Origin of the sequence: Amycolatopsis sp. cg9 (assembly GCF_041346945.1) — a bacterium.
GTDB lineage: Bacteria > Actinomycetota > Actinomycetes > Mycobacteriales > Pseudonocardiaceae > Amycolatopsis.
Window position 1 is genome coordinate 263474 of sequence record NZ_CP166850.1, and the last position, 25609, is coordinate 289082.

Annotated in this window: 27 protein-coding genes; 11 read left to right on the forward strand and 16 right to left on the reverse strand. The window is 70.9% G+C overall.

The window, feature by feature from the left end; translation table 11 throughout:
• Window positions 1-18: 18 nt before the first annotated feature.
• Window positions 19-1251: an MFS transporter gene (locus tag AB5J73_RS01185; protein WP_370967194.1), complete on the forward strand. Its 1233-nt coding sequence runs from the start codon at window positions 19-21 to the stop codon at window positions 1249-1251.
• 69 nt (window positions 1252-1320) lie between these two features.
• On the opposite strand, the gene AB5J73_RS01190 is transcribed toward AB5J73_RS01185, so the two are convergent.
• Window positions 1321-2112: a class I SAM-dependent methyltransferase gene (locus AB5J73_RS01190; RefSeq protein WP_370967196.1), complete on the reverse strand. Its 792-nt coding sequence runs from the start codon at window positions 2110-2112 to the stop codon at window positions 1321-1323.
• A 73-nt stretch (window positions 2113-2185) separates the two neighbouring features.
• On the opposite strand from AB5J73_RS01190, the gene AB5J73_RS01195 reads away from it, so the two are divergent.
• The 5 genes from AB5J73_RS01195 to AB5J73_RS01215 are packed head-to-tail and all read left to right on the forward strand — an operon-like array spanning window position 2186 to window position 6461.
• Window positions 2186-2524, forward strand: a complete 339-nt coding sequence (locus tag AB5J73_RS01195) for a hypothetical protein (RefSeq protein WP_370967198.1) — start codon at window positions 2186-2188, stop codon at window positions 2522-2524.
• Window positions 2521-3096: a hypothetical protein gene (locus AB5J73_RS01200; RefSeq protein ID WP_370967200.1), complete on the forward strand. Its 576-nt coding sequence runs from the start codon at window positions 2521-2523 to the stop codon at window positions 3094-3096. Before AB5J73_RS01195 ends, AB5J73_RS01200 begins: the two co-directional genes overlap by 4 nt.
• 8 nt (window positions 3097-3104) lie before the next feature.
• A complete protein-coding gene (locus tag AB5J73_RS01205) occupies window positions 3105-3914 on the forward strand; it encodes an SDR family oxidoreductase (RefSeq protein ID WP_370967202.1) in 810 nt (269 codons plus the stop codon).
• A complete protein-coding gene (locus AB5J73_RS01210) occupies window positions 3907-5361 on the forward strand; it encodes an aspartate aminotransferase family protein (protein WP_370967204.1) in 1455 nt (484 codons plus the stop codon). The genes AB5J73_RS01205 and AB5J73_RS01210 overlap by 8 nt, the downstream gene beginning before the upstream one ends.
• Before the next feature lie 11 nt (window positions 5362-5372).
• Complete coding sequence (locus AB5J73_RS01215) at window positions 5373-6461, forward strand: alanine--glyoxylate aminotransferase family protein (RefSeq protein ID WP_370967206.1); 1089 nt, start codon at window positions 5373-5375, stop codon at window positions 6459-6461.
• A gap of 151 nt (window positions 6462-6612) precedes the next feature.
• Here AB5J73_RS01215 and AB5J73_RS01220 read toward each other — a convergent pair whose 3' ends face one another.
• From AB5J73_RS01220 to fabG, 13 genes are read right to left on the reverse strand one after another with little or no spacing between them, the layout of a single operon-like run.
• Window positions 6613-7329 (reverse strand): alpha/beta fold hydrolase, encoded by a 717-nt coding sequence (locus tag AB5J73_RS01220; protein ID WP_370967208.1) that lies wholly within the window; start codon window positions 7327-7329, stop codon window positions 6613-6615.
• Entirely contained in the window at window positions 7326-8297 is a 972-nt protein-coding gene (locus AB5J73_RS01225) for a beta-ketoacyl synthase N-terminal-like domain-containing protein (protein WP_370967210.1), read from the reverse strand. Before AB5J73_RS01225 ends, AB5J73_RS01220 begins: the two co-directional genes overlap by 4 nt.
• On the reverse strand, window positions 8294-9511 hold the full coding sequence (locus tag AB5J73_RS01230) for a beta-ketoacyl synthase (RefSeq protein ID WP_370967212.1): 1218 nt from the start codon (window positions 9509-9511) through the stop codon (window positions 8294-8296). The genes AB5J73_RS01225 and AB5J73_RS01230 overlap by 4 nt, the downstream gene beginning before the upstream one ends.
• Window positions 9508-9750 (reverse strand): acyl carrier protein, encoded by a 243-nt coding sequence (locus AB5J73_RS01235; protein WP_370967214.1) that lies wholly within the window; start codon window positions 9748-9750, stop codon window positions 9508-9510. The genes AB5J73_RS01230 and AB5J73_RS01235 overlap by 4 nt, the downstream gene beginning before the upstream one ends.
• Window positions 9751-9787: 37 nt before the next feature.
• Window positions 9788-10201, reverse strand: coding sequence for an acyl-CoA thioesterase (locus AB5J73_RS01240; RefSeq protein WP_370967216.1), 414 nt, complete (start codon window positions 10199-10201; stop codon window positions 9788-9790).
• Window positions 10195-11382, reverse strand: coding sequence for an acyl-CoA dehydrogenase family protein (locus AB5J73_RS01245; RefSeq protein ID WP_370967218.1), 1188 nt, complete (start codon window positions 11380-11382; stop codon window positions 10195-10197). The genes AB5J73_RS01240 and AB5J73_RS01245 overlap by 7 nt, the downstream gene beginning before the upstream one ends.
• The gene (locus tag AB5J73_RS01250; protein WP_370967220.1) at window positions 11379-12926 is read right to left on the reverse strand and encodes an amino acid adenylation domain-containing protein; all 1548 of its coding nucleotides are present in this window, start codon (window positions 12924-12926) and stop codon (window positions 11379-11381) included. The genes AB5J73_RS01245 and AB5J73_RS01250 overlap by 4 nt, the downstream gene beginning before the upstream one ends.
• Window positions 12923-13729, reverse strand: a complete 807-nt coding sequence (locus AB5J73_RS01255; RefSeq protein WP_370967222.1) for a ketosynthase — start codon at window positions 13727-13729, stop codon at window positions 12923-12925. Before AB5J73_RS01255 ends, AB5J73_RS01250 begins: the two co-directional genes overlap by 4 nt.
• The gene (locus AB5J73_RS01260) at window positions 13726-14916 is read right to left on the reverse strand and encodes a beta-ketoacyl synthase (RefSeq protein ID WP_370967224.1); all 1191 of its coding nucleotides are present in this window, start codon (window positions 14914-14916) and stop codon (window positions 13726-13728) included. Before AB5J73_RS01260 ends, AB5J73_RS01255 begins: the two co-directional genes overlap by 4 nt.
• A gap of 10 nt (window positions 14917-14926) precedes the next feature.
• Window positions 14927-15142, reverse strand: a complete 216-nt coding sequence (locus AB5J73_RS01265; protein WP_370967226.1) for a hypothetical protein — start codon at window positions 15140-15142, stop codon at window positions 14927-14929.
• Window positions 15143-15171: 29 nt separating this feature from the next.
• Window positions 15172-15459: an acyl carrier protein gene (locus AB5J73_RS01270; RefSeq protein WP_370967228.1), complete on the reverse strand. Its 288-nt coding sequence runs from the start codon at window positions 15457-15459 to the stop codon at window positions 15172-15174.
• 30 nt (window positions 15460-15489) lie between these two features.
• Window positions 15490-16272 (reverse strand): enoyl-ACP reductase FabI, encoded by a 783-nt coding sequence (fabI, locus tag AB5J73_RS01275; RefSeq protein WP_370967230.1) that lies wholly within the window; start codon window positions 16270-16272, stop codon window positions 15490-15492.
• A 9-nt stretch (window positions 16273-16281) separates the two neighbouring features.
• A complete protein-coding gene (gene fabG, locus AB5J73_RS01280; RefSeq protein ID WP_370967232.1) occupies window positions 16282-16986 on the reverse strand; it encodes a 3-oxoacyl-ACP reductase FabG in 705 nt (234 codons plus the stop codon).
• A 153-nt stretch (window positions 16987-17139) separates the two neighbouring features.
• Between fabG and AB5J73_RS01285 the strand changes: the two genes are divergently transcribed.
• A complete protein-coding gene (locus AB5J73_RS01285) occupies window positions 17140-17652 on the forward strand; it encodes a MaoC family dehydratase N-terminal domain-containing protein (RefSeq protein WP_370967234.1) in 513 nt (170 codons plus the stop codon).
• Window positions 17649-18089 carry a MaoC family dehydratase gene (locus tag AB5J73_RS01290; protein ID WP_370967236.1) on the forward strand — a complete coding sequence of 147 codons (441 nt, stop codon included), beginning with the start codon at window positions 17649-17651 and terminating at the stop codon, window positions 18087-18089. The genes AB5J73_RS01285 and AB5J73_RS01290 overlap by 4 nt, the downstream gene beginning before the upstream one ends.
• On the opposite strand, the gene AB5J73_RS01295 is transcribed toward AB5J73_RS01290, so the two are convergent.
• The gene (locus AB5J73_RS01295) at window positions 18055-18570 is read right to left on the reverse strand and encodes a DUF6630 family protein (protein ID WP_370967238.1); all 516 of its coding nucleotides are present in this window, start codon (window positions 18568-18570) and stop codon (window positions 18055-18057) included. The two genes, AB5J73_RS01290 and AB5J73_RS01295, sit on opposite strands and share 35 nt — an antisense overlap.
• Before the next feature lie 280 nt (window positions 18571-18850).
• On the opposite strand from AB5J73_RS01295, the gene AB5J73_RS01300 reads away from it, so the two are divergent.
• Together AB5J73_RS01300 and AB5J73_RS01305 are read left to right on the forward strand one after the other, a co-directional pair.
• Window positions 18851-19906, forward strand: coding sequence for a glycoside hydrolase family 43 protein (locus AB5J73_RS01300; protein WP_370967240.1), 1056 nt, complete (start codon window positions 18851-18853; stop codon window positions 19904-19906).
• A gap of 747 nt (window positions 19907-20653) precedes the next feature.
• On the forward strand, window positions 20654-22735 hold the full coding sequence (locus AB5J73_RS01305; protein ID WP_370967242.1) for a hypothetical protein: 2082 nt from the start codon (window positions 20654-20656) through the stop codon (window positions 22733-22735).
• A 4-nt stretch (window positions 22736-22739) separates the two neighbouring features.
• On the opposite strand, the gene AB5J73_RS01310 is transcribed toward AB5J73_RS01305, so the two are convergent.
• Complete coding sequence (locus AB5J73_RS01310; RefSeq protein WP_370967244.1) at window positions 22740-24338, reverse strand: hypothetical protein; 1599 nt, start codon at window positions 24336-24338, stop codon at window positions 22740-22742.
• 272 nt (window positions 24339-24610) lie between these two features.
• On the opposite strand from AB5J73_RS01310, the gene AB5J73_RS01315 reads away from it, so the two are divergent.
• Entirely contained in the window at window positions 24611-25465 is an 855-nt protein-coding gene (locus tag AB5J73_RS01315; protein WP_370967246.1) for a helix-turn-helix domain-containing protein, read from the forward strand.
• The last annotated feature ends 144 nt before the right edge of the window (window positions 25466-25609 follow it).

A 25609-nucleotide genomic window follows, 5' to 3' on the forward strand; every position in this document is an offset into this window, starting at 1 on the left:
CGGCAAGGAGTCGAGACCGTGTCCCTCGGCGTTTACCGTTCCGTCCTCGCGACCCCGCACGCGGCCAAGTTCGCCGCCGCGTGCTTCGTCGCCCGGGTGCCGATGGCCATGCGGGCCATCGCCTGCCTGATGCTGGTCTCCGCGCTCACCGGCTCGTACGCGCTGGCAGGCGCCGTGTCCGGGGTCCTCGGCGGCGCCGAGTCGGTCGGCTACCTGCTGACCGCCCGGCAGGCCGACCGGTGGGGCCAGCGGCCGGTCATCCTCGTGTCGACGGTGGTGCACGTGACGGCGCTCGTCGCACTCGTCGCCACGGTCAGCTGGGGCGCGCCGGGCTGGACGTACTTCACGGCGGCCGTGGTGGCCGGGCTCGCGACCGTGCCCTACGGGTCGTTCGTCCGCGCCCGCTGGGCGGTGGCCGCCGAGTCGCCCGACGCGCTGCAGTCGGCGTACGCGCTGGAGGCGGTGCTCGACGAGCTCATCTACGTCGTCGGGCCGCTGGTGGCCGTGGCGCTGGCGACCCAGCTGTGGCGCGGCGCCGGCGTGTTCGGTGCGGCCGCGCTGGTGACGGCGGGCGGGCTGGCCCTCGCGGCCCAGCGGCGGACCGCGCCACCGCCGAGTCCGCGGGGCACTTCGATCGGCGGCCAGATCATGCGCCAGGGCGGGATGTGGGTGGTCGCCGCCGTGTACTTCGTCGTCGGCACGTACGCCAGCGCGCTGGAGCCCGCGGTGATCGCCTTCGCCAGGGCGCACGGTTCGCCGGGCTTCGCCGGCGTGCTGCTGGCGCTGATCACCGTGGGCAGCGCGCTCGCCGGAGCGGTCTACGGGGCGCGCAAGTGGTCGTGGCCGCGACCGCGCCTGCTGGTGGCGGTGACGACGCTGCTGTGCGCCGGCTCGGTTCCGCTGGTCTTCGCCGACAGCATCCCCGTGATGGCCGGGTGCATCCTCGTCGCGGGCATCGGCCTCTCCCCGGTTCTGGTCACGGCGAGCGCCCTGATCTCGTCCCTGGTCGGGCGGTCGGCCCTCAACACCGCGTTCGCCGCCGCCGGCAGCGCGGCGAGCGTCGGCACGGCGGCCGGCACGGCGGTGAGCGGCGTGCTGATCGACTGGTCCGGCGTCCCCTCGACGTTCCTCTTCGCCACGGCCGTGGCCGGCCTCGGCATCGTCGTCAGCGTCGCCGGCCGGAAGGCACTGGCCGTCCCGGCCCGCGACGCCGAGCAAGAACCCGCGCCGGCCGCCGGCCAGGTGGGCTGAAGGGGACTTTCCTCGCATCTGATGCGAGGAAAGTCCCCTTCAGCGCATCTCATGCGCTGAACGTCCCCTTCAGCCCGCTCGGTGGGCGGTCACGAACCAGGCGCGGGAGCCGAACCACACGCCGTCGCCGGTGTCGTGCGCGGCCAGCACCGCGCGCAGCCGGTCGTGCGCGGCCGGCACCTCGCCGGGGTCCAGCTCCTCGAAGAGGTCGCGGGACATGCCGAGCACGAAGTCGTAGGCCTCCGCCTGCGAGCCGTAGTCGATGGGTTCGCTCAGCTCCGTCACCTCGATTCCGGTGAATCCGGCGGCGGTGAGGATTTCGCGGAAATTCCGGGGGTCGCCGAGCGAAAACGGCGAGCCCCCCAGTGAAGTGGCGCCGTCGGACGGCGGCTTGATCGCGTCGGCCCACTCGGCCCACTCCTGGCGGACGGCGTCCTGCCAGACCAGCTGGACCAGCCGCGCGCCGGGGCGCAGCGCCCGGCCGATGTTGGTGAACGCGGCCACCGGGTCGGCGAAGAACATCGTGCCGAACCGGCTGATGGCGAGATCGAACTGCGCCGGGGAAAACGGGTGCGACTGCGCGTCGGCCTCCTCGAAGGTGGCGTTCGAAACGCCTTCCTCCGCCGCGAGCCGCCGGGCGGTCTCGATCACCGGCGCGGCCACGTCGACGCCGTGCGCGCTGCCCTCCGGTGCCGACCGGGCCGCGTCCCGCGTCGTCGCGCCCGCGCCGCAGCCGATGTCCAGCACGCGGTCACCGGTGCCGACGCCGAACAGTTCTCGCAACCTTTCCTGGTAGCGGCTCAGCTCCTTTTCCAGCCGCAGTGCGTGCGTGCTCTGCCGTTCTTCTCCCGGGTCGCCCATTCCGGCAATCTAGCCGGATTCGACCGCAAGCGCGGAGATGCGCCGTCCTGCCGACGGGAACACGATGATTCGTGTGCAGAAACCGGCAGAGCAGACCCCCGAACCGGACTACGGGCTGGTGCGGCCGGTGTCGCTGCCGACGAACGGGCGCATCCCGGACCGGGTCTCCGGCGCGTCCAGCAGCACCGAATACGACAGCTACTTCCGGCTCGTCCGCGACGGCGAGGATCTGGTCCGGTGGTCCAAGACCTGCCTGGACGTGCAGCGCGGCGTGCTCGCCGACCTCGACTCGACCGAGCTGACCGCCGAGGAGCGCTACGACATCGTCGCCGGGTGCGTGGTCGTCCTCCACGCCACGCTGGAGCGCTGGCACGCCCTGCACCAGACCGGCGAGGAAGAGGCCGCCGCATGAGTTCACCCAGCCGGGCAGTGCCGGGACTCGACACGGCCGTGCGCCGGTGGAAGGTCGGGCACCAGCTCTTCCACCTGCACCTCACCGCGATGAACAGCCTGCTCGAAGACGCCGCGGCCGCGCTCGACTCCGGCCGCTGGACCGAGCTGGCGGCGCTCTTCGACGAGCTGCGGATGCTCTACGACGCCGCGACGGCGACCATGCGCTACGCCGCCGACTTCCCGCGGGAGCTCTACGAGCAGGTCATCCGGCCGTCGATGGCGCCGCCGTTCACCAGCCCCGGCTTTTCCGGGTCGCTGAACACCGACCACGAGCAGATGCTCGACCGCCTGCGTGAGCTGCGGCGGCGCGTCAAGCCCCTCCGCCGCCGCGGCGGGTTGCCGGACGCGGCGCACGAAGCCGCGGGACGGCTGCTGGCGGCGCAGTCGCGCAACCGCCGCAACCACGTCCTGGTGTGCACCCGCTTCGTGCCGGAGGGCACCTCGCTGCTGCAGGCGTACTTCGAGGCCACCAACCCGACGACGGAGGCGGAGCAGATGACCGACCACGACGACCACCACGACGGCGGGTGAGCCGGGCCATGTCGAGCGAATCCCGGGTGGCCTTGGTGACCGGCGGGGCGCGGGGCATCGGCCGGTCGCTGTGCGAACGGCTCGCCGCCGACGGCTTCCGGGTCGCGGTGAACTACCGCACGAACGCCGCGGCCGCCGAGGAACTCGTGGCGGCGCTGCGGGACGCGGGCGGGGACGCGGTCGCGCTGCAGGCCGACGTGTGCGACGCCGGCCAGGCGCAGGAACTGGTGCGGGCGACCGAAGCGCACTTCGGCGCGCCCACGACGGTCCTCGTCAACAACGTCGGCGAGTTCACGCTGAGCCCGGTCGGCGCGACCTCGCCGCAGCGCTGGGACGCGGTGATGGCCAGCAACCTGAACTCGGTCTTCTACACGACGCTGGCGGCGTTGCCCGGCATGCGGAAGGCCCGGTACGGCCGGGTCATCACCCTCGGCCTCAGCCCGACCGTGCTGGTGCGCGGGGCCCCGAACATCGCCGCGTACGCGGTGGCGAAGACCGGGGTGGCCGTGCTGACCCGGTCGCTCGCCACCGAGGAAGCGCGCTACGGCATCACCGTGAACTGCGTCGCGCCGGGGTTGATCGACAACGGGCACCTGCCGCCGGAGCAGGCCGGGTGGATGGCGCAGCGGGTGCCCGCCGGCCGGCTCGGCACCGGGCGCGACATCGCCGAGGCGGTGGCCTACCTGGTGTCCGACCGCGCCGACTACGTCTCGGGCGCGACGCTTTCGGTGGCCGGCGGCTGGGACTGGGACGACCGGCCCACCGACCACGACGGCCAGGTGACCGACCTGTTCGAGGACGAGGCGGCGAATGTCTGAGGCGGTCGGCGACTGGCCGCCGGCGGAGTTCGAGCGGTACGGCCACGACGTGCTGGCGCTGATCCGCGACCACTTCGAGTCGGTCCGGTCGGTGCCGGTCACCGTGCCGCGGTCGAGCAGCGAGCTGATGGCGTCCCTGCGGGCCGAGCTCCCGGAGACGGGCGAGGACTTCGCCGCCGTGCTGGCCGACACCCGGGACCGGGTGCTGCCGCACGTCGTGCACTGGAACCACCCGTCGTTCCACGCGTACTTCGCGAACAGCGCGAGCTTTCCCGGTGTCCTGGCCGAAACGCTGACCGCGGCGATGAACGTGAACGCGATGCTGTGGAAGAGCGGCCCGGCGGCGTCCGCGCTGGAACGGGTGGTGCTCGACTGGGTCGCCGAGCTGGTCGGCTACCCGGCCGACGCCGACAGCGTCCTGGTCAACGGCGCGTCGCTGGCCACCCTGTACGCGCTCGCCGCCGCCAGGGACGCCGCCCTCGGCGACGACGTGCGGGTCAACGGGGTCCCGCCGGGCGCCGTGCTCCGCGTCTACACCTCCGACCAGGCGCACAGCTCCGTCGAGAAGGCGGCGATCACGCTGGGCATCGGTCAGGCGAACGTGGTGCGGCTGCCCGCCGACGAGCACTACCGGCTGCGGCCCGACCTGCTCGACGCGGCGATCCGGCGCGACCGCGCGGCCGGCCGGGTGCCGGTCGCGGTCGTCGCGACCGTCGGCACCACGTCCGTCGGCGCGGCCGACCCGGTGCGGCCGATCGCGCGGGTGTGCGGCGAGCACGGGGTCTGGCTGCACGTCGACGCCGCGTTCGGCGGGTTCTGGCGGCTGGCGCCCTCGCTCGCCGACCGGGTGGAGGACCTGGCGCCCGCGGATTCCCTGGTGGTCAACCCGCACAAGTGCCTGTACGTCCCGATGGAGGCGACGGTCCTGCACTGCCGCCGCCGCGGCGCACTGGCCGGCACGTTCCGGCTCGTGCCCGAATACCTGACTTCGCACCAGGACGACGAAATCGTCGACTACATGGACCTTTCGCCGCAGCTCGGCCGCAGTTTCCGGGCGCTGAAGCTGTGGTGGGTGATCCGGACGTTCGGCCGCGCCGGGCTCGCCGCGCGGCTGGAGGAAAGCGTCCGGCAGGCGCGGTGGCTGCGTGCGCAGGTCGCCGGCCACCCGGACTGGCGGTGCCCGGTCGATTCGCTGTACCCGTTGCTGTGCCTGCGGTACGAGCCGGCGGCGGTGCCCGACCTCGACGCGCTCAACGCCGCGATCGTCGACGAGGTCAACGCGTCCGGCAGCGCGTTCCTGTCCCACGCGGTGCTCCCCGACGGCTACGTCATCCGCGTGTCGATCGGCAACATCCGCACCACCCGCGCCGACGTCGAACGCCTGTGGGACCTGCTGACCGGGGTGGCGGCGCGACTGTCCACAGCGGACTTCCGCCGGGCGGCGTGATGGAGCACCTGATGATCCCCGGCCCGTGCCGCCCGGACCCGGACGACGAGCTGGTCCTCGGCGAGCCCGTCCAGCCGCACTACGGCCCCGGGTGGGTCCCCCAGCTGCGGCAGGTGCTCGACGACCTGACAGCGTTGCTCGGCGCGCGGCGCACGTACCTGCTGCCCGGTTCCGGCTCGGCCGCGCTCGACGCGGCCCTGTTCAACCTGTTCGAGCCGGGCCAGCGGGTGGTGGTCGTCGAATCCGGGTACTTCGGCCGCCGGCTGGTGGCGATGGCCCGGGCCCACGGTCTCGAGGTGCGGATCGCGGCGGTCGAGCCGGGCCGGCCGGTCAACCCGCGGTGGGTCGCCGACCTGGTCCGCGACTGCCACGGCGTCCTGGTGACGCACGTGGAGACGTCGACGGCGGTGCGCCACCCGGTGGCGGAGCTGGCCGCGGTGGCCCACGCCGCGGGCGCGGTGCTCCTGGTCGACGCCATCGCGGCGGCGGGCGGCGAGCGGATCGACATGGCCCGCATGGGGATCGACGCGCTCGTCACCGCTTCGCAGAAGGGCCTCGGCGGCGCGGCGGGCCTCGGCGTGGTGGCTCTGTCCGACGGCGGCCGCGAACGGGTGCTCAGCCGCTCGTGCCGGCCGCCGAGCTGGTACTTCGACCTGCTCACGTGGGACGCCGCCGCGGCGGAGAGCCCCGAGTGGGAACCGACCCCGGTGACCATGCCGACCAGCCTGGTGCGCGTGCTGGCCGCCAGCGTGCACCGGATCCGCGAAACCGGCGCCGACGCGTGGATCTCCCGCCGCGCCGCGCTGGCCACCGAATGCCGCGCCGGCCTCCGGCGGCTCGGCCTCCGGGTGTCGGCCGCCGACGAGTGCGCGGCCAACCTGGTCGTGGTCGTGCGCGATCCCCGCGCGGACGCCATCCGCGCCCACCTCGCCCGCACGGCCGGGATCATGGTCGCCGGCGGGCTGACGCCGTACCCGGAGCAGGAAGCCTTCCGGATCGGCCTCGTGGGCCGCACGGCCACCGCGCCGATGGTCGAGCGGCTGCTGCACGAAATCGGCGAGGCACTGCACCAGCCGGGCCGGCTGCGCCACGCGGCCTGACTCCCCCAATGTGGCGTTCGGTGCGTCAGACGCACCCAATGTGGCGTTCGGTGCGTTGGACGCACCCAATGTGGCGTTCGGTGCGTTGGACGCACCCAACGCCACATTGGGGCGCTCGGAACCGGACACGGACCCTGGCACCGCCGGCTTGTCACTCGCGACCCACCGGGACGCGGAGGAACTCGGCCAGCTCCGCGGCGACCTCCGTGGCCTGCTCCTGGTGGCAGAAGTGCGTGTAGTGCGCGCGCAGGCGGATCCGGGCCGCGGGCATCGCCTCGCCGAGGGCGCGGGCGCCGGCCGGGGGCAGGGAGACGTCGGTGGTGCCGGCGAGGACCAGCGTCCGGGTGTCCACACCGGACAGGTCGAGTTCGCGCGTCGCGCACAGGTACTCGAAAAACGACGGAAACGCGCGCGGGAGCACGTGGTCGACCAGCTTGCGCTGCATGTCCCCCAGCAGGTCCGGCCGGAGGGACCTGGTCCGCAGCTTCAGCCGCAGCCCCGTGCGGACGGCCGAAGCGAGCGCCTCGCGCGTCTCGTGCCGCAGGGCGTCGTCGACCGGGAGGCCGGCCGGTTGGTAGAGCGGGGCCAGCAGGGCGACCCGCTCGAACGCGCGGCCCGTGCTCAGCAGCTCCAGCGTGGCGTTCGCCCCGAACGAGTGGCCGACGACGGCGCTGATCGGGCCCGGGACGGCCGAGAGCGCCCGCTCCAGCCATTGGCCCGGCGTACCACCGGCTCGCCAGGTGTAGTCGTTGCCCGCGTGCCACGGCAGCTCCGGCGCGACCAGCCGGAAGTGCGGCGCGAGGAGCTCCGAGACCGCCGTCCAGTCCTGCCGGCTGCCTTCGAGGCCGTGCACCAGCACCACGGTCATCGGCCCGCCCCCAGGCGCAGGAGCGCGGCCGCCACCGCGCCGCCGGGATCCACCGAAGTCACCAAGGCGAGCCGGCCGGCGGCGGGGTCGGCCGCGGCGTGGCTCAGCACGGCCGCCAGCTGGAAGGTCGCGGACACGGCGTGCGACTCGCCGAGGGTTTCGGTCACCGCGGGCAGCATGACGTCCGGGCGGCACAGGTCGGCGACGACCGTGAACTCCGGGTCGCCGGTCGTGCCGGAGGTGAGGGCGGCCCACACCGGGGTGCCGGGTGCGAGCACCCGCCCCACCGCGCGGCGTACGGCCGTGGCGGAGTCGCCGTCCGCGGCCACGAGCGACGCGACGGCGACGACCTCGGCGAGACCGGGGCCCGTCCGCGCCAGCCGGAGCATCGCGCACCCCTCGACCAGCGGCGCCTTCCCGCCGCACAGCCGGTCGATCCGGGACCTGGCCTCGGAATCCTCCTCGACGCCGCCGGCGATGACGGTGTCCGCCCGGCCCGCGTCGAGCAGGCGGCGGGCGTAGCCGAGGGCGACCAGGCCCGAGGGCCGCCCCGCCGCCAGCGTCGTGTTGGGCCCCTTCAGCGCGTGCCGGATCGCGGTCTGCCCCGCGGCGCTGTTGATGGCCGCGCCGAGGATGGTCGACGGCGGGATGCGGTACGGCTTCTTGCCGGTCAGCGAAACGCGGGTGACGTCGAGGATGCTCTGCACGCTGCCCGTGGTCGTGGCCAGCACCAGCCCGGTGCGCGCCGGGACGTCGTCTTCGGCGGCCAGGCGCGCGCACGTCGCGGCGGCGAGGGCGGCGGACCGCGTCATGCTGAGGGACGCCTGCTTGCCGAGGAGCTCGCGGGCGTCGAAGTCCGGGACCGTCCGGGGACCGTCGCCGGCCGGCGCACCGCTCCGGACGCCGGTGGCGAAGTCCGCTGTGGACACCCCGAACGGCGAGATCGCGGCCCAGTCGGTGACGATCACGGCCGCTCCTCGGGTCGGGCCAGTACGACGATCATGTTGTTCCCGTTGAACGCGAAGCTGTTGTTCTGCACCACGCGCACGTCGGCCGGCACCGACCGGTTGGGCACGCAGTCGATCGCGCACTCCGGGTCCGTCCGGCGGTGGTTGACGGTCGGCGGGATGAAGCCCTCGGTGAGCACCACCGTGCAGGCGACCGCGCTGAGGGCGGCCGCCGCGCCCATCGTGTGCCCCAGCATGGACTTCCAGCCGACCGTCCGGGGCGGCCGGCCGCCGTAGACGGCCCGGATCGCCTGGGCTTCGGTGACGTCGTTGGACTTGGTCCCGGTGCCGTGCGCGGAGATGAGGTCCACGTCCCCGGTGCGCACGCCGGCGTCGCGCAACGCCAGTTCGATGCACGCCTCGACGCCGGCGGAGTCCGGTTGCGTCGGGTGCTCGGCGTCGCAGTTCATCCCGTACCCGAGGACCTCCGCGAAGACGCGCGCGCCCCGGGCGCGGGCGGAGGTCAGGCTCTCCAGCAGCAGCATCCCCGAGCCCTCGCCGTTGAGGATGCCCGCGCGGTCGGCGTCGAAGGGGCGGCAGCGGTCCGGCGCGATGATGCCGAGCCGGTAGAACGACGCGAAGGACTGCCGGCAGACCGCGTCCGTGCCGCCGGCGAGCGCGAAGTCCGCGTCCCCGGCCCGGATCGCGTCGAACCCGGCCCCGATCGCGTAGTTGCCGGCCGCGCAGGCGGTCGTGAACACCGCCGTCTCCACGTCCCACAGCCCGAACTCGCCGGCGACGGCGGCGGCCAGCCGGTCCGCGCCGACCCGCCCGGCCAGCGCCGGGTCCATCGCCGCGAGGCCGCCCTCGACCGACTGGGCGCTGAGCCGGTCGAGGTCCGGGCCTTCGCCGTTGGTCGTGCCGACGCCGATGTGGCCACGGCGCTCCCGCAGGTCCGCGTCGGTCAGCCCGGCGTCCGCCACCGCCATCCGGGCGGCCGCGACGGCGAACTGGCTCGCCCGGCCCAGCCCGGCCGGCCCGGTGATCCAGCGCTCGGGCACGAAATCCGTGACCTCGCAGGCGTTCGCGTGGTCGAACCCCGTCGTGTCGAACGCGGTGACGGGCCCGACCGCGCAGCGCCCCGAGCGCAGGCCCTCGGTGAACTCGCCGATCCCGGTGCCGATGCTGGAGACCACGCCGCGCCCGGTGACGACGACGCGTTCCGGCCCGGTCATCGCGCCGTGGCGACGATCTCGTACACGCGCTCGAGGTTCGTGATCCGCTCCAGCTCGGCCAGATCGATCGTGATGTCCAGCTCGTCCTCGAGGATGGTGATGATCTCGATGGCCTTCACCGAGTCGATCCCGTGGTCTTCGAACCCGTCGGTGTCGGTCAGCGCATCGGGGTCGACCTCCAGCACCCCGCAGACGATCTTCTTGATCCGGCTGTGGTCTTCGAGTGTCAGCTCCGGCATTTCCCCCGGCCTTTCTGGGTGGTGGTTGGTGGGCGGGTCAGCCCCGCAGGGACTGGACCTCGCCGAGCGCTTCGACCAGGCGGCCGGGAAGCGGGATGGTGCCGTGCCCTTCGGTGGAGACCACGGCGTAGACGATGCACCCGGTGCAGGCGATCTCCCCGTTCCGCCGGAAGGCGAAGTCCAGGGTGAAGCTCTTCCCGCCGATCCGGGACGTGCTGACCAGGATTTCGGTGAAGTCGCGGGCCCGCACGCCGGCGCTCCAGTCGAGCTCCGCGTGCACCACGTGCACGTCGAAACCCAGGTCTCGCCATTCGGCGTAGGGCAGGCCCTGGTCGACGAAGAAGACGTCGATCGCCTCGTCGACGTAGCCGAGGTACCACATGTTGAACATGACGCCCTGGCCGTCGATCTCGTAGAACCGCGGCTTGAACGTGAAACTGGGCTTCACCATGAGAACGCGCCTTCCTCGTAGAGGTTGACCCCGAGGGCCGCCTTGCCCACGTACTCCAGGCATTCGTCCGGTTTCGCGGGCATCACGGCGCAGTACTGGACCTCCCGGATCAGCCGCTCCAGGGCCTTCCCCCGGCTCACGGCCGCGGACCCGCACAGCGAAACGGCCTCGCGGATGAGGTCCGGCCCCAGCTCGCCGACGACGTACTTCGCGGCGTGCACCCGGGCGTTGGCCTCGATGCTGCCCCGGTCCGCGTCGATCGACCGGCCCGCGTCGAACACGAGCGCGCGGGCCGCGGCCAGGCGGGCGGACATCCAGCCGAGGTTGCGCTGGACCACCGCCGAGTCCGCGCGGCCGGGCGCCGCGGCCATCGCGTCCACCACGAACCGCACGATGGCCTCGCAGATGCCCAGGTAAGCGCCGGTGTAGCCGGCGATCATCCAGTGCGGCTCGCGGATGATCTTCGGCAGCGACATCCCCTCGATGCCGAGGAACAGGCGCCCGGCCGGCACCACGACGTCGTCGAGCGACATGCCCGCCGTGCTCGTGCCGTACATCGCGCTCATCTCGTAGATCTCGCCGAACTTGACGCCGGCGTCCTCGCGCGCCACGAGGAAGTGCGAGATCTTGCCCGGGTCCGTGCTCCCCTCGGGCCGGGCCGGCACGGCGTAGTAGTCGGCGACGCGCGCCAGCGAAACGAACGCCTTCTTGCCGCTGATGACGTACCCGCTGCCGTCCTCCGTGGGCCGGTAGGTGGTGCGCAGGCCCATCAGCTTCGCGCCGCTGCCCACCTCCGAGGAGGCGGAGGCGAACATCTTGCCGCCGGTGACGATCTCGTCGAAGAACCAGGTGCGGAAGTTCTCGGCCATCGGCGGCAGCGGGGCGTCCGCGGCGTCGCACATGCTCCCGATGACGGCGTTGTGCATGTTGAGGCCCAGCGCCGCGGGCCCGTTGTAGGCGGCGAGGGCGGCCAGGACCTGCCAGTAGTGCTCGAACCCGAGCCCGGCTCCGCCGTACCGCTTCGGCACCACCAGCTTCAGGAACCCGGCCTCGCGCAGGATGTCGTAGGTTTCCCGGATGTCACCGGTCCGCGCGTCGACGTCCGGGGCGAGCGCGGCGAGCTTGGGCCCGATCTCGTGGGCCGCGTCGAGAATGTCTTCGAAGTCTTCGGGAAGGCTCATCGTGATCCCCTCGTCTCGTCCCCGGTGGGGAGTTCGGGCGGCGGCGCCGCGGCGAGCGCCAGCCGGTCGGTCTTTCCGCGGTCGTTGACCGGCAACGCGGCCAGCCGGACGACCCGGTCGGGAAGCATGTAGGCCGGCAAGTGCCCGCCCAGGTGGCGCAGGACGTCGGAGTCCGCGGCGGAACCGGCGGCGTACACCCAGATCTCGCCGCCGGGCTTCTGCACGGCCGCGACCGCGCCGATGCCGGGCAGCTCGGCGGCGACGCTCTCGAGCTCGCCGAGGTCGATGCGGTACCCGCGCCGCTTGACCTGGACGTCGCGCCGGCCGCGCAGCCGGATCCGGCCGTCGGGGGTGCGGGTGCCGAGGTCGCCGGTGGCGTACGCCCGGCGCACGACCCCGTCGCGGAACCGCAGCCGCCGGCTCGGGTCGCGCAGCTCGCCCGCCTCCAGGTAGCCCTGGAACACGGTCGCGCCGGCCACGCAGATCTCGCCGTCGCCGTCGGTGGGCCGGCCGGACTCGTCGAACACGTCCACGACGTCGCCCGGGACGGCACCGCCCACGGTGAGCTCCCGCGCCGCGGTCCAGTCCGGTGGCACCCGGGTGAACGTGCAGACGTTGGTCTCGGTCGGGCCGTAGAGGTTGTAGGCGGGCTTGCCGTCCAAGAGCTTGAGGTACTGCTCCAGCGCGTGCGGCGAGAAGGGCTCGCCCGCGTAGAGCAGGGCGCGCAGCGAAGGCGGGAGGCCGTCGCGGACGCCGCCTCGCTCGAGCAGCTCCTGGTACAGGGACGGCACGGCGTACAGCACGGTCACCGCGTTGTCGGTGAGCCAGCCGGCCACGTCGCGGGGGAAGGCCTTGATGCGCTCGGGCATCAGGACCACGCAGGCACCCGCGGCGGCGGTGCTGAACAGGTCGAAGGTGGACAGGTCGAACGTCAGCGCCGCCTGCGAGCCCACGCGGTCCGTGGGCACCAGGCCGACCTCTTCGGCCGCCCACGTCGCGAAGTGGGCGACGTTTTCGTGCGAGAGCAGGACGCCCTTGGGCCAGCCGGTGCTGCCCGACGTGAACAGGACGTACCCGCCTCCGATGGAGTTCCCGGCCGGCGGGGCGGGTTCGCACCGCAGCCAGCCGAGGCCGTGGCCGAGTTCGCCCGGCTCGTGGTCCTCGCCCGCCCCGGCCACCGCCCGGGCGGCGCCGAGCGCCGACGGCGTGGTGAGCAGCAGCGAGAACCCGGCCTGCTCCCGCATCCGGCGGGTCCGGGCGACCGGGCCGCGGACGTCGAGCGGGGCCACCACGGCGCCCGCCCGCAGGCCGGCGTGGATGCCGAGGACCGCCTCGGCCGACTTGGCTGCGAAGACGCCGATCCGGTCGCCCGGGCGCACTCCCGCCCCTTCGATGCGCCGCGCCAGTTCCCCGACGGCCGCGTCGAGCTCCGCGTAGGTCCACGTGCGATCGCCGTCGGCCAAAGCCGGCCGCGCCGGATGCGCTTTCGCGGCCGCGGCGAGCAGGCCGTCGAGCCTGGCCGGTTTCCGGTTGTCCCCCGTCATGGTTCCTCGACTCCCCCGGTTTCGTCGCCCAGCAGTACATCCAGCCGGCGAGGGCCCCACGCGGTCGCCAGCGGGACGGTCAGGATCCGGTCCCCCGCGGCGTTGCGGTGGTCCACCGCGGCCGCGTACAGCTCGACCAGCCCGGCCAGCGCGCCGAACTCCGGCCGCTGCGTACCGTCGACGACGGAATGCGTCGTCTCGGCCGCCGGATCCGCCCGGCGGAACAGGAAGGCGACGGCCGTGTCGGACTCGGCCAGCGGCAGCGGCGCCAGCTCCCCGGCGACCCGCCGGGCCCGCACGTCGGCGCCGAGGTCGGCGGCCACCAGCAGCACCTGGTCGACTTCGCCGTCGGCCAGCAGCAGGTCCACCAGGTCCAGGGCCTCGCCGCGCAGGTCGTGCCGGGCGGAGAAGCACATCGTCGGCCCGGTGATCCCGAAGTCGCGTGCGACGACCCCGAGGATCGTGGTGGGCACCGATTGGTAGAAGAGCAGCGGGTTCGCGACCTGGCCGGCCGCCAGCAGCTTGCTGCCCAGGTCGGCGGTCGCCGCGTCCCCGAAGGTCGTGGCGAGCACGAGCGCGGTCCGGGCGCCCTCGGTACCGAGCGGCTCGCCGCCGGTGACCCCGGCCAGGCACCGCGCGACCACGGCCCGCACCAGCGGGCTGAAGCTCGACTCCACGAACCCCGGCACCTTGGGCAGCTTCACCGGTTCGCCCGGCGCCCCGTCCGGGCCGGCGCCCGCCGGCGCGAGGAACGCTTCGGCGACGAGCCGGTGCGCGGTGGTCTCCACCGTCGGCGCGCTCATCGCCGCTCCAGCACGATCGCGGTGTTGACCCCGCCGAACGCGGAGTTCAGGCTCACGGCGTAGTCCATCCCCACCTCACGCGGAACGTCGGTCACGTAGTCGAGGTCGCACGCCGGATCCGGCGTGGTGAAGTTCGCCGTCGGCGGGACCGTGCCGTGCCGCAGGGCGAGCAGCGTGATGACGGCTTCGACCGCCCCGGCCCCTTCGAGCGGGTGCCCGGTCGTGCTCTTGGTCGAGCTCACGGCCACCTTGGGCGCCCGGGCACCCAGCACGTCGTGGAGCGCGGCGGTCTCGGCGGTGTCGTTCGACGCCGTCCCGGTGCCGTGGACGTTGACGTAGTCGATCCGGTCGGCGTCGAGCTTCGCCGTGCGCAGGGCCGCCCGGAAGGCGTCGGCGGTCCCCCGCCCCTGCGGGTGCGGGCGGCTGACGTGGAACGCGTCCGACGTGATGCCCCACCCCGCGACCCGCGCCAGCACCTCGGCCCCGCGGGCCCGCGCGCTGCGGCCCGATTCGAGGACGAGGCCGGCGACGCCGTCGCCCAGCAGCAGCCCGGTGCGGTCCTTGGCGAAGGGCCGGACGATCCCGTCCTTGGCGAACGCCCGCGCCGAGTCGAACTTCGCGAACAGCTCCTCCTCGACCAGGTACGCGCCCGCGCACAGCAACGCGTCGACCCGGCCCGCCCGGATCAGCCGGGCGGCGTGGATGACTGCGTCTGCCGAAGCGACGCACGCGTTGACGAACGTCGACCGGTAGGGCCCGAGGCCGAGCCGATCGGCCAGCGCGTGCGAAAGGTGGCTCGGCAGGCTGTCCGCGACCGGCTCTTCGGGCTCGGTGCCGGACCGCCAGAACGCCGTGATGGGGGTGTAGTCCCCCTGGCTCCCGACGATCGCACCGCCGATCTTCGCGGGTTCGAGCCCGGACATGGCGATCGCTGCCGACGAGCAGGCGACGAGGACGTCGCGCTGCCGCGGCGGCGAGAAGGATTCCGCGTGCATGCCCGGATAGCCGGGACCCGCGCCCGTGTAGGTGGCGGCGGTGTCGCACCGGAACCGCCCGGTGTCGAACCGGCGCACCGGCCCGAACCCGTGCCTGCCCTGGAAAACCCCGTCGAGCAGGGCCTGCTCGCCGAACCCGAAGGCGGTGAACACCCCGTACCCGGTGATGACGACGTCGCTGTCGGCGACCATGGCGGCGTCCTCAGCTCTGCCCGCGCGCGGCGGCCAGGTCGTTGACGTAGTCCCGGATCCGCGTCAGCGAGGAGAAGTACTCCGCGCGGACCTCGCGCAGGTCCAGCTCGATCCCGTGCTCGGCACGCAGGCTGTGCTGGAGCCAGGCCAGCGAAAAGGAATCGACGACCAGTTCGGTGTCGTCCGCCAGCTCATCGACGCCGGCCAGCGTCCGGCCGTCGACCAAGATCTTCCTGATATCCCCCGTGGTCACCATCAGGCCACGCGCCTTTCGCTTTCCTGGGTGTCTTGGACGAGCGCGTGCACCTCGTCGACCAGCCCGCCGAACGTGGCCGTGACCATCCGCTCGATCAGCTCGTCGGAAAGGCTGACGTCGTACTCCCGTTCCAGGTGCACCACGATTTCGAGGAGGCCGATCGACTCGACCCCCAGCCCGCCTTCGCCGATCGGCGTGTCCCAGCCGACGGCGCCTTCGATGTCCTCGTCGAGAAACCCCTCGAGCACGGATTTGACGAACGCCGCGATCTCTTCTGTGGTGGACATACCGTCCCTCTCCTTCGGTCCCGGCCCGGCTCAGTGCACGCCACCCACGGCGTGCACACCGCCGTCCACGTGCACGATTTCCCCGGTGGTGCCCGGGAACCAGTCGGACAGCAGTGCCACGCACGCCCGCGCCGCGGGCACCGGGTCCCCGATGTCCCAGCCCAGCGGGGCCTGCTTCGTCCACGACGCGGCGACGTCGTGGAACCCCGGGATGCCGGTGGCCGCGACCGTCTCGAGCGGCCCGGCCGCCACCAGGTTGACGCGGATGCCGTTCGGGCCCAGGTACCGGCACAGGTACCGGGCGCACGACTCGAGCCCCGCCTTCGCCACGCCCATCCAGTCGTAGACCGGCCAGGCCTGCGTGGCGTCGAAGTCCAGTCCCACCACCGAGCCGCCCGTTTCCAGCAGCGGCAGGCAGGCCGTGGTCAGCGACATCAGCGAGTACGTCGACGTGTGCACCGCGGTCGCGACGTCTTCCCACGGCGTCTTGAGGAAGTTGCCGCCCAGCGCCGTCGCCGGGGCGGCCCCGATCGCGTGCACGACGCCGTCCAGGCCGTCCACGTGCTCGCGGAGCTTGCCCTCGAGGGCCCGCAGCTGCTCGGGGTCGGTGACGTCGAGCTCGACGACCGGCGGCGGGTTGTCCCGGCCGGACGGCAGCCGCTTGGCGATGCGTTCGGTCAGCGCCGCCCTGGGGTACGCGGTCAGCACGACCTGCGCGCCCTCCTGCTGCGCGATCTTCGCCACGTGGAAGGCGATCGAGGCGTTCGTGAGAACGCCGGTGACCAGGATCCGCTTTCCCTCGAGAATTCCCATGGTGACTCCCTAAAGGCCCATGCTGAGGCCGCCGTCGACGGGGACGACCGCACCGGTGACGTAGCCGGCGTCCGGGCTCGCGAGGAACCGGACGAGCTTGGCCACCTCTTCCGGAGCCGCGGTCCGCGCCAGCGGGATCTTCGCCAGGGATTCCGCCCGGACCGCGTCGCTCAACGCGGCGGTCATGTCCGTCTCGACGAGACCGGGGGCGACCACGTTCACCGTGATGTTCCACCGCGCGAACTCGCGGGCGAGCGTCCGGGCCAGGCCGACCAGGCCGGCCTTCGACGCACCGTAGTTGGCCTGCCCCGGCTGGCCGGTGAAGGCCACCACCGAGGAGACGAAGACGATCCGGCCCGCCCGCTTGCGGGTCATGCCGCGGAGTGCCTGCTTGCTCACGCGGAAAGCGGCGGTCAAATTGGTGTCGAGCACCGCGAGGAAATCTTCCTCTTTCATCAGCGGAACCAGCTTGTCGCGGGTGATTCCAGCGTTGGAGATCAGGACCTCCACCGGACCCTGTTCCTTTTCGATCACCCGGAACGCGTTCTCAACCTGCGTTTTGCTGGTGACATCGCATTCGACACCGAAAACACCCTCCGGAGGCTTTCCGGAACGGTAGGTGACTGCGACGGAGTCACCGGCGGCGGCCATTTCTCTGGCGATGGCGAGGCCGATTCCCCGGTTTCCGCCGGTTACCAGCACGGATCTCGACATCAGGCCCCCCGCCTTGGTGAATCTCCGGATTTGGGTTCCGCACCCAGAACCCAACGTGGCACAGGCCCATCGACCCGCCAACTTCGAGCTTGCTCTGCGCGACCCCGGCCCTGAAAGGAGCACCTCGACGGCATGTGTTCTTAACTTGCACCAGTGCGCGGGCCACTGACCAGCGGCGATTTCTTCGTCGACCACCCGGCGCGCCACTACGCTGCCGTCATGGCGCTGAACCCCACCGCGATCGGGCGCAGCTACGCGCCCGCGCACCATTTTTCGATCAGCCGGGAAAAGATCCGCGAGTTCGCCGACGCGATCGGCGATCCCGATCCCGCTTACCGCGACCCGGCCGCGGACGTCGTCGCACCGCCGACGTTCCCGGCCATCTTCCTGCAGAGCGCGTTCGAAGCCCTCGCCGCCGATCCCGGGCTCGGCCTCGACCGCACCCGGATGGTCCACGGGGACCAGTCCTTCACCTACCGGCGGCCGCTGGTCGCCGGCGACCGGGTGACCGCCACCGCGTCGATCACCGACATCACCGCCCGCCGCGGCGTCGAACTCCTGTCCGTGCGCTACGACGTCGCCACCACCGAGGGCGAGCCGGTGCTGACGGCCACCGCGCTGCTGGTGTTCCGGCTCGAAGACGACCGAGCGGAGGACGCGGCGTGAACCCCAGGACCCACGAATCGGTGTCGGTCGGCGACGCGCTGCCCGATCGCGAGGTGCGGGTGCGGCGCGCCGACCTCGTGCGCTACGCCGGCGCCTCGGGCGACTTCAACCCGATCCACTGGAACGACCGGGCGGCCACCGAGGCCGGCCTCCCCGGCGTGATCGCGCACGGCATGCTGACGATGGCGCTGACCGGCAGCGTGCTCACCGACTGGGCGGGTGACCCGGGCGCGATCGTCGAGTTCACCACCCGCTTCCTCCGTCCCGTCGTCGTGCCGGACGACGACGGCGGCGCGGCGGTCACCCTGTCGGGCAAGGTCCGCGAGAAGCACGACGACGACACCGTGCGCGTGAACGTGGTCGCCACCTCGGCCGGCGCGACGGTCGGCCGGGCGTCCGCCGTCATCCGGCTGGCGGGCCGAACACCTCGGCCGTGAACCCCGCCGCCGCGGCGGCGGCCACCAGCGGCTGCGCGTGGACGGCCGGCAGGAGCACGAGCGGGTAGCAGTCCGACTCGATGTCCAGGACGGCGAGCGCCGTTCCGGTCCCGCGCAGCCGGCTGCCCGCCGCCTCGAGGAAGTCGTACGTCGGCAGCTCGCTCGCCGCCAGTGCCGGCCACAGCTCGTCCGCCCGCGGCGCGGAGCGCAACGCCCGCAGCCGGGCGGTGATCTCGCCGGGGTCTTCCTTCCAGTCGACCTCGGCGAGCAGGCCGTGGTCGGCGAGGGCGTCCACCAGCGCGATCCACGGGAGCCCGGCGAAGGGTTCGTCGATGCCGCGGTCGTCGAGGCGGCCGGCGTGCTCCCGCAAGTAGGCGCCGGGGTCGTCGAGGGCGCCCGCCGCGCGGGCGGGCACCTCGGGGGTGTCCGGGGCCAGGAGCGTGGCCACGGCCACCAGTGCGTCGCGGGCGGGTGCGGTCATCGGGGGTCCTCCGGGGTCGTCCGGACGCATGATCGCAGCTCGCGGCCGGGCGGGTGGCGGCGGAATTCCCCGCACCCTTCCGGTGCTACCGGCGGCCGGGCCGGCCGCGGCGCCCGGGGGCGTCGCGGAAACGCTTTCCGCCACCGCGTCCGGCTACTGCCGACTCACCGGTTCAGACCAATCTCGGCCGGACTTGATCGAGCAAGCTCTACCGGACGCGCCCGCCCGCGGGTGATCCTGCTGTCGGTTCCAGCTGCCGGATCGCCCGAGGGATGTGGCCATGGTGTTCGCCCGGTTCCGCTGTTTCGCCGTTGTTTCCGCCCTCTTCGCCTCGATGCTCGTCACCGCGCCCGCCGCGCACGCCGGGCAGACCGCCTTGCGCGCGGCCGATCCCAGCGTGCTCCGGGTCGGGTCCACCTACGTCGCCGTCCAGTCGTCCGGCGGCGGGATCGTGGTGCGGCAGGCCGCGTCCCCCGACGGCCTGGCGACGGCGGCCGCCCGGCGGATCTGGTCGGACAGCCGCGGCCTCGGCGAGGTCTGGGCCCCGGAGATCGTCACCGACGGCGGCCGGTTCTACGTCTACTTCACGGCCGGAACCGGTGCGGCGCACCGGATGTACGTGATCAGCTCCACCGCGGCCGACAGCGGCTACACGGCGGAGACCCAGCTCGCGCTGCCCGACGGCAAGTGGGCCATCGACGGCACGCTGTTCACCTTCGGCGGCCAGCGCTGGTTCGTCTGGTCGGGCTGGGCCGGCGACACGAACGTCGAGCAGAACCTGTACCTCGCCCGCATGAGCACCCCGACCACCCCGACCGGCGCGCGGTACGTCATTTCCCAGCCGCGCGAAAGCTGGGAGCGGGTCGTCGGGAACCCGTACATCAACGAAGCACCCGAAGCGATCAAGGACCCCGACGGCCGGCTCCACATCGTCTATTCGGCCAACGGCAGCTGGAGCGACCAGTACTGCCTCGCCGAACTGCGCCTCCGCACCGGCGGCGACCCGACCTACGTGTGGGACTGGTACAAGTCCAACGGCTGCCTGTTCGGCTCGAACCGCACCACGATGATGACCGGCTGGGACCCGACGCTGTCCGTCAACGGCCCCGGCCACAACACCTTCGTCCTGCTGAACGGCGACATCGCGACCAGCCCGCCCGCCGGCCCGAAGTTCCCGCTGATGTTCCACGCGGTCGCGAAGGGCACACCGTATTCGTGGGCCAACAGGTACTGGTACACGGGATCGTTCTGCTGGTGGGGGTCGACGACGTACCGCCGGGCGAACGTCCCGGGAGCGACCACCGACACGGGGTTCAGCCTCAAGTTCTTCGAGTGAGCCGGACGGCGGCATCCCGGTCCGCACCCTCGTCATCACCGGGTGGCCGGAGTCGCCGCCCTGGTAGCAATGTGTGACGGTTGGCGGTATATCCCAGCTCGGGTGAGGCCATCTTGGTGAAGCCCGGTTCAGGCCGGCTCAGCGGGTGTAGCAACGACGGCAGCTGCCGCGACTGCAGTACATGACCGCCATGCCTGCCACTCCATCAGGTGGACCCGCCGACGCCACCGGAATAGGTCAACTGTTCTGTCGAGGGGACGGATAAGGTGTCGCTCGAAGTGCTGAAATCGGTAGCACCCGATCGGCCGAGGTCTGGGCACGGTGGCGAGTTCAGGCCACTCTGCCGTCGATCCGGCCGCCATTCAGCAGTTCGATGCACAGGACCATGCCCAAGCTTATGCACGTGCACTCGATCGTGGAAGGTGGAACCTTCACCAACCACCGCGTGTCGAACCATCGCTCCGACGTGTGCCGCGGGTGAAGCCAGTAGGGGTACTCCCTCACTTGACGGGACACACAGCGTGATCGACGGCGAGAAGTACGCACCACGGCGATTTGTCGCGTACGTCAATCCACAGCCGGAAATCCGCAGAGCAACAAGCCACCGAAGTCACGTCTTTCCTCAGCAGGACGTCGGTTACGCTGCTGTAAATTCGATCAAGGCTGGAGGGCGACTTCCGGAGCAGGGTATGGTGAGAAGCTGCAGATCGTGGCATAGCGTGGAGTCACTCGGCGGGGAGCGAGCGAATGAGCGCTGAGATGGAGCCGGCAGGCACCATGGTACCGATCAACTCTCGCACCATCGGCGGCAAACGACGCCCAGCGAGGCCTTGCCCGCACGACAATGTCCCCAACCAGCTACCACCTCGCCCTCACGGTTTCGTGAACCGGTCGACCGAGCTGTCCGTCATCTCGGACAAGGTCCGGACCACCAGGGACAGTCGCGCCAGGGTCATCGTACTGAGCGGCCTGGGCGGCGTCGGAAAGACAGCCGCCGTCCTGGAGTGGGCTCATCGCCACGTCGAACGCTTCACCGAGGGACAGCTGTACGTCGACCTCGCCGACTACCGGCGCCCTGGAGGTGTCGAGCTGTCGGAAGTACTGGGCTGCTTCCTGAGAGCTCTCGGCGTCCGCGAAGATTACGTACCCTCGTCCTTTCCTGAACGCGCTGCCCTCTTCAGGTCACGCACCCTCGTCCAACGACTCCTTGTGGTTCTGGAAAACGCCGACCAGGCCGCACAGGTCCGGCCGCTGATCCCGGGGTCCGCCGAGAGTGTTGTCTTGGTGACGAGCCGGCGGAGACTGGGCGGACTCATCACCGAAGGTGCCGAATTCGTCGATGTGGCACCGCTTAACGTATCCGACAGCAAGCTCTTGATCAGCCGGATGCTCCCGGAGGCGCACGGTCGAGACCAGGACGCCGTGGGCGATCTCGCCGAGTTGTGCGGCGGCCTCCCTCTCGCGTTGTGCATCGCCGGCGCACAGCTGGCCGTGCACAAGCAGTGGTCCATACCACGACTTGTTCGCTACTTGACCGGCGACCGGCAACGGCTCGACAGGTTGTCCTTCGACGGCGAGGACGGAGTCCGATCGATGTTCGACGCCGCCTATTGCGCGCTACCAGCTGCTGCGCAACGGATGTACCGGTTACTGGGCCTGTTACCCAGCACACGGTTCTCTCTCGAAGTCGCCTCGGCAACAGCCGGCATGACCGTGTCCGACGCGGACGGGGCGCTCGACTCACTCCTGACGGCAAACCTGCTGGAGGAATCGGGCGACGACCACTACCGGTTCCACGATCTGGTCCATATCCACGCACGGACCAGGGCCGAGCAGGACGAACCTGTCAATGCGCGCAATTCGGCCCGACTGAGGATGGTGGAGTGGTATGCGATAGCCGCGGCCGCGGCGGATCGGGCCGTCATGGGCGATGGTCGTTGGCGGGTCGGCAATTACACTCGACACGCATCCGATCCGGAATTCGACAAGCAATCGGCGATGGCTTGGTTCCTGGGCGAGCAAGCGAACCTGCTGGGCGCTGTACACGAGGCTTGGCGACAAGAGAGTTTCACCACGGTGTGGTCGTTGTGCGAGTCGTTGTGGGCGTATTACTACAACATGAAGGTGTACTCGGACTGGATCGAGACGCACCAGCTCGGCACGCAGGCGGCGCACCGCTCCGAGAATGGTCCGGCCGAGGCCCGGATCCGAAACCAACTAGCCCGAGCGTACATCGAACTCCGTGATTTCCAGTCGGCGGACGAACAGCTGACGGCGGCGGTCTCCGTCGCCAAGGACGACATCCGATCCCTTGCGGTTGTGCACGAATCACGCGGGCTGCTCTTCGGCGCCCTGCATCGATACGCGGAGTCGGAAGAAAACCTCCGCCGAGCACGCGAACTGAACGAGCAGCTGGGCAGCGAACGCGGCGTCGTCATCCAAACGTATCAACTGGGGGACATGCTGGTCCGATCAGGACGGACCGCCGATGGACTGCGCACTCTCACCGAAGCGATGGCCGATGCCGAGCGCATCAAAGATGACATGTGCGCCGCCAAAGTCCGGATAGCACTCGGAAGCGCATACGAACATCTGTGTCGCTTCAACGACGCACGCATGGTCCTCAGCCCAGCGATCCGATCCACCCGGAAAAGCAAACTACCGGTCAAGGAAGCGCAAGCGCTGGAGATCCTCGTAAGGATAGCCAAGCAGGAAAACGACCGAGTGTTGTTGTTCGACACTGCCCGCCGGCTGGTCGAACTGTACGAAACAACTGGCAGCCCATTGGTCAACGTCGCGAGGAGTCTGCTCGAGGACGAGTCGTCGTGATCCGTCAGGAGGGCATGGTCGCACCGCCGTGCGAAAACTCTGCGAACTCTCCTGGCCGCGCGCTGTACCTGACGCGTCCCGGCGACTCCAGCGTCTCGCCACTCGTGTACATCTCGTGTAGCACGACAGCCGCGGCGAAGGCATCGACCGCGTCGGTTTCGACGCGCAGGCCGTCGCACCACTGCACTACACACCCGGTCGCGTGACGGTAGGCAGCCACGCCGATGTTCCGCGCTTCGGAGTGGACCAGGCGCCCTGCGTCACCACCCACCGTGGGGTTCAGCACCTCGACCAGCCACTCTTCACCCTCCGATTTGCCACAAGGCTGGGTCCGCACGAGGGCTTCGCTGTTCTCGCGAGTCCGCTGGTCCACTTCGGCATCGTCGGAAACCTGCGAGAGACGTTCCAGCTCGGGAAATTGTTCACGCGCGATGAGGGGGTACCGTTCGAGGCGAACGGTACCCGTCCGGCCGTCCATCGTCACCGAGACCTGCCAGGACGTCACCCGACGACCGGAGTCCGGTTCGGGGTCGCCCACCGCGGTCATCCTCGGCGGCTCGGAGAGGTCTTCGCGGCCGACGAGCTTCCGGACGACACTACGGGTTCGGGCCCAGGATTGGCCCTGCTCCGCGAAGATCGTATCCGCGATCTCCTTGGCTGAGCGTTGTCGCGGCGCTTGTAGGTGATCCTCGATCTGCGCCCGGAGATCACCGTGGACGTCCAGCCGAGTCGCCTCCGCACAGAGGTTCGCCAGCGGGGACCCCGGGACGAGTTCCGGCCGCCCATCGGCGGCCAGCAAGAACCGGCAGCCGATCGCCGCCGCGTACATGGAAAGCGACGAATGATCGCCGAGCACGATGTCGGCAGCGATCAACCCCGCCGCCCAGGGCGTGCGAGGCGGGATCACGACCAGGCCGCTGTCGAGCTCGTTTCGCAGTTCCGACCGAATCTGCGCGACCGAATGGCCTGCCCATATGTTGGGATGCATGATCAACAGCACTCGGTACTCGTCTGCGGGCAGCTGGGCGAGCAGGCGCATCGGCAGGTTCGCCTCGCACCCCACGGTTCCGTGTTTCCCCCACGTCGAGATGACCACCACGAGCTTCTGGTCCGGTCCTACCTCGAAGCGGTCCCGATACTCCGGGCGCCGCCGCCTCGACGCACAGATCTGGTCGTACACCGGGTCACCGATGACTACCGCCCGGTCGACTGCCTCCGGACAGCTCTTCCGCAGACGCTCCAGCTGTTCGGGGTGCGAGCAACCGAAGGCCGCGGGGATGACCGACCCGGACTCGGCCTTGAGCTGGCTGTCGACAGTTCCCGTCGCGAAGTCGGGTGAACCGGTCGACTCGGGAACGAGGCGGTTGTAACCGGCGCCGTGCGGCAGGCAGAAGACCGGTCCTCGGAACTCACCGAGCGCCTGGGTCGCGTGCGCAGCCAAGACCACGTCGAACCGGGTACTCGTCGCTTCCCGCCAGCTCAGCAGCTTGTAGCCCTGCTCCACGATCGAAGGCCCAAGGTCATCCGCGAACTCGGACCCGGGCTCGACGACGAACTTGACGTCGGGCGGGTTCGGATGGAGCACCTCCAAGATCACCCGCATCCGATCGAACTCGGTGTGAGTCCGAACGACCACGACCGCCGAAGAGCTTGACTTCAGCGTGTGCCGATCAGGGCCGCGACCTTGCCGACCACCCACTCGTCTTGCCCCGATCGTGCGATGCCGTCTCGCCAGTTGCTACTGCCGGTAGCAGATGGTAGTACTTAAGACCTAAGTCAGACTGCCACCTGGCAGTTGTACCACCAGCGGAGCGCTCATGAGCGTAAAGCTAACAGGCCGACTCCGCCCTACACCAGTGAGAAGACGGGGTACTCATGCTCGGGGGCCGGAACCCGGTGGCCGAACGACGACGGCTGCTGGCTGAGCTCCGCAGGCTGCGGGGCTCAGCCGGGCTGACCCAGAAGGAGGTGTCGACCCGCCTCGAGTGGTCCCTTTCCAAAGTGATCCGCATCGAGGGCGGCGCGGTCGGCATCTCGATCACCGATCTCGGTGCGCTCTTGCGGCTCTACGGGGTGACCGACCAGGCAGTTGTCGACTCGTTGTCCGCCGCGGCGAGGGCCTCCCGCGAGAAGGCGTGGTGGGACGACTACCGTCCGCACCACAGTCCGGAGCTGATCGACTTCATCGCGGTCGAGGCATCGGCCATCTCGATGTCGGAGTACCAGGCTTTCGTCGTGCCCGGAATCCTCCAGACCACCGAGTACATCCGGGCGCTCGGCGCGGCGTTCCACTCGACCGACGAGGCGATCGAACGTTCCGTCGTCATGCGCACCCAGCGGCGGCGACTTCTCACCGAGGAGCAACCCCTGGTGGCGCGCTTCATCCTCGACGAGGCATCGATCAGCCGGACGGTCGGCTCGGCTGACACCATGCGCGAGCAACTCAGCTTCCTGCTCGAACTGAACGAACTCCCGAACGTGTCCATCCAGGTGACCGCCTTCGATCGTGGCGTGACCGACGGGATGCAGTCGTCCTTCACCCTCTTCGAGCTACCTGACCAGGATCCGGTGGCATACCTGGACCAGCCGGGCTACCTGGTCCTGGCGAGAACGGATCCGAACGAGGTCGCCCGCTACCTCGACGCCTTCGACGTGCTCGCCGGCCCGGCGTACTCCTCGCCCGCAGACGATCTCAACTCGGCAATTGAACGAATACGCGAACGTTGGTGACCGAATAGCGCGGATGCGCCGCCAGTTCATCAGTTCGGCCCAATCAGTGGTTCAGCGAAGCAAATTCCTCCCGTAACGGGAGTAGCATGTGATGCTTCCGAAGCACGTCCATCGGCCGAGACGATCGCTCGGCCGATCTTGGGT

Coding starts and splice junctions, on each gene's coding strand:
- AB5J73_RS01190 (WP_370967196.1), bottom strand. CDS start 2,112: ATGGGCGACCCGGGAGAAGAACGGCAGAGCACGCACGCACTGCGGCTG.
- AB5J73_RS01200 (WP_370967200.1), top strand. CDS start 2,521: ATGAGTTCACCCAGCCGGGCAGTGCCGGGACTCGACACGGCCGTGCGC.
- AB5J73_RS01205 (WP_370967202.1), top strand. CDS start 3,105: ATGTCGAGCGAATCCCGGGTGGCCTTGGTGACCGGCGGGGCGCGGGGC.
- AB5J73_RS01210 (WP_370967204.1), top strand. CDS start 3,907: ATGTCTGAGGCGGTCGGCGACTGGCCGCCGGCGGAGTTCGAGCGGTAC.
- AB5J73_RS01215 (WP_370967206.1), top strand. CDS start 5,373: ATGATCCCCGGCCCGTGCCGCCCGGACCCGGACGACGAGCTGGTCCTC.
- AB5J73_RS01220 (WP_370967208.1), bottom strand. CDS start 7,329: ATGACCGTGGTGCTGGTGCACGGCCTCGAAGGCAGCCGGCAGGACTGG.
- AB5J73_RS01230 (WP_370967212.1), bottom strand. CDS start 9,511: ATGACCGGGCCGGAACGCGTCGTCGTCACCGGGCGCGGCGTGGTCTCC.
- AB5J73_RS01235 (WP_370967214.1), bottom strand. CDS start 9,750: ATGCCGGAGCTGACACTCGAAGACCACAGCCGGATCAAGAAGATCGTC.
- AB5J73_RS01240 (WP_370967216.1), bottom strand. CDS start 10,201: ATGGTGAAGCCCAGTTTCACGTTCAAGCCGCGGTTCTACGAGATCGAC.
- AB5J73_RS01245 (WP_370967218.1), bottom strand. CDS start 11,382: ATGAGCCTTCCCGAAGACTTCGAAGACATTCTCGACGCGGCCCACGAG.
- AB5J73_RS01250 (WP_370967220.1), bottom strand. CDS start 12,926: ATGACGGGGGACAACCGGAAACCGGCCAGGCTCGACGGCCTGCTCGCC.
- AB5J73_RS01255 (WP_370967222.1), bottom strand. CDS start 13,729: ATGAGCGCGCCGACGGTGGAGACCACCGCGCACCGGCTCGTCGCCGAA.
- AB5J73_RS01260 (WP_370967224.1), bottom strand. CDS start 14,916: ATGGTCGCCGACAGCGACGTCGTCATCACCGGGTACGGGGTGTTCACC.
- AB5J73_RS01270 (WP_370967228.1), bottom strand. CDS start 15,459: ATGTCCACCACAGAAGAGATCGCGGCGTTCGTCAAATCCGTGCTCGAG.
- fabI (WP_370967230.1), bottom strand. CDS start 16,272: ATGGGAATTCTCGAGGGAAAGCGGATCCTGGTCACCGGCGTTCTCACG.
- fabG (WP_370967232.1), bottom strand. CDS start 16,986: ATGTCGAGATCCGTGCTGGTAACCGGCGGAAACCGGGGAATCGGCCTC.
- AB5J73_RS01295 (WP_370967238.1), bottom strand. CDS start 18,570: ATGACCGCACCCGCCCGCGACGCACTGGTGGCCGTGGCCACGCTCCTG.
- AB5J73_RS01300 (WP_370967240.1), top strand. CDS start 18,851: ATGGTGTTCGCCCGGTTCCGCTGTTTCGCCGTTGTTTCCGCCCTCTTC.
- AB5J73_RS01305 (WP_370967242.1), top strand. CDS start 20,654: ATGAGCGCTGAGATGGAGCCGGCAGGCACCATGGTACCGATCAACTCT.
- AB5J73_RS01310 (WP_370967244.1), bottom strand. CDS start 24,338: ATGCGGGTGATCTTGGAGGTGCTCCATCCGAACCCGCCCGACGTCAAG.
- AB5J73_RS01315 (WP_370967246.1), top strand. CDS start 24,611: ATGCTCGGGGGCCGGAACCCGGTGGCCGAACGACGACGGCTGCTGGCT.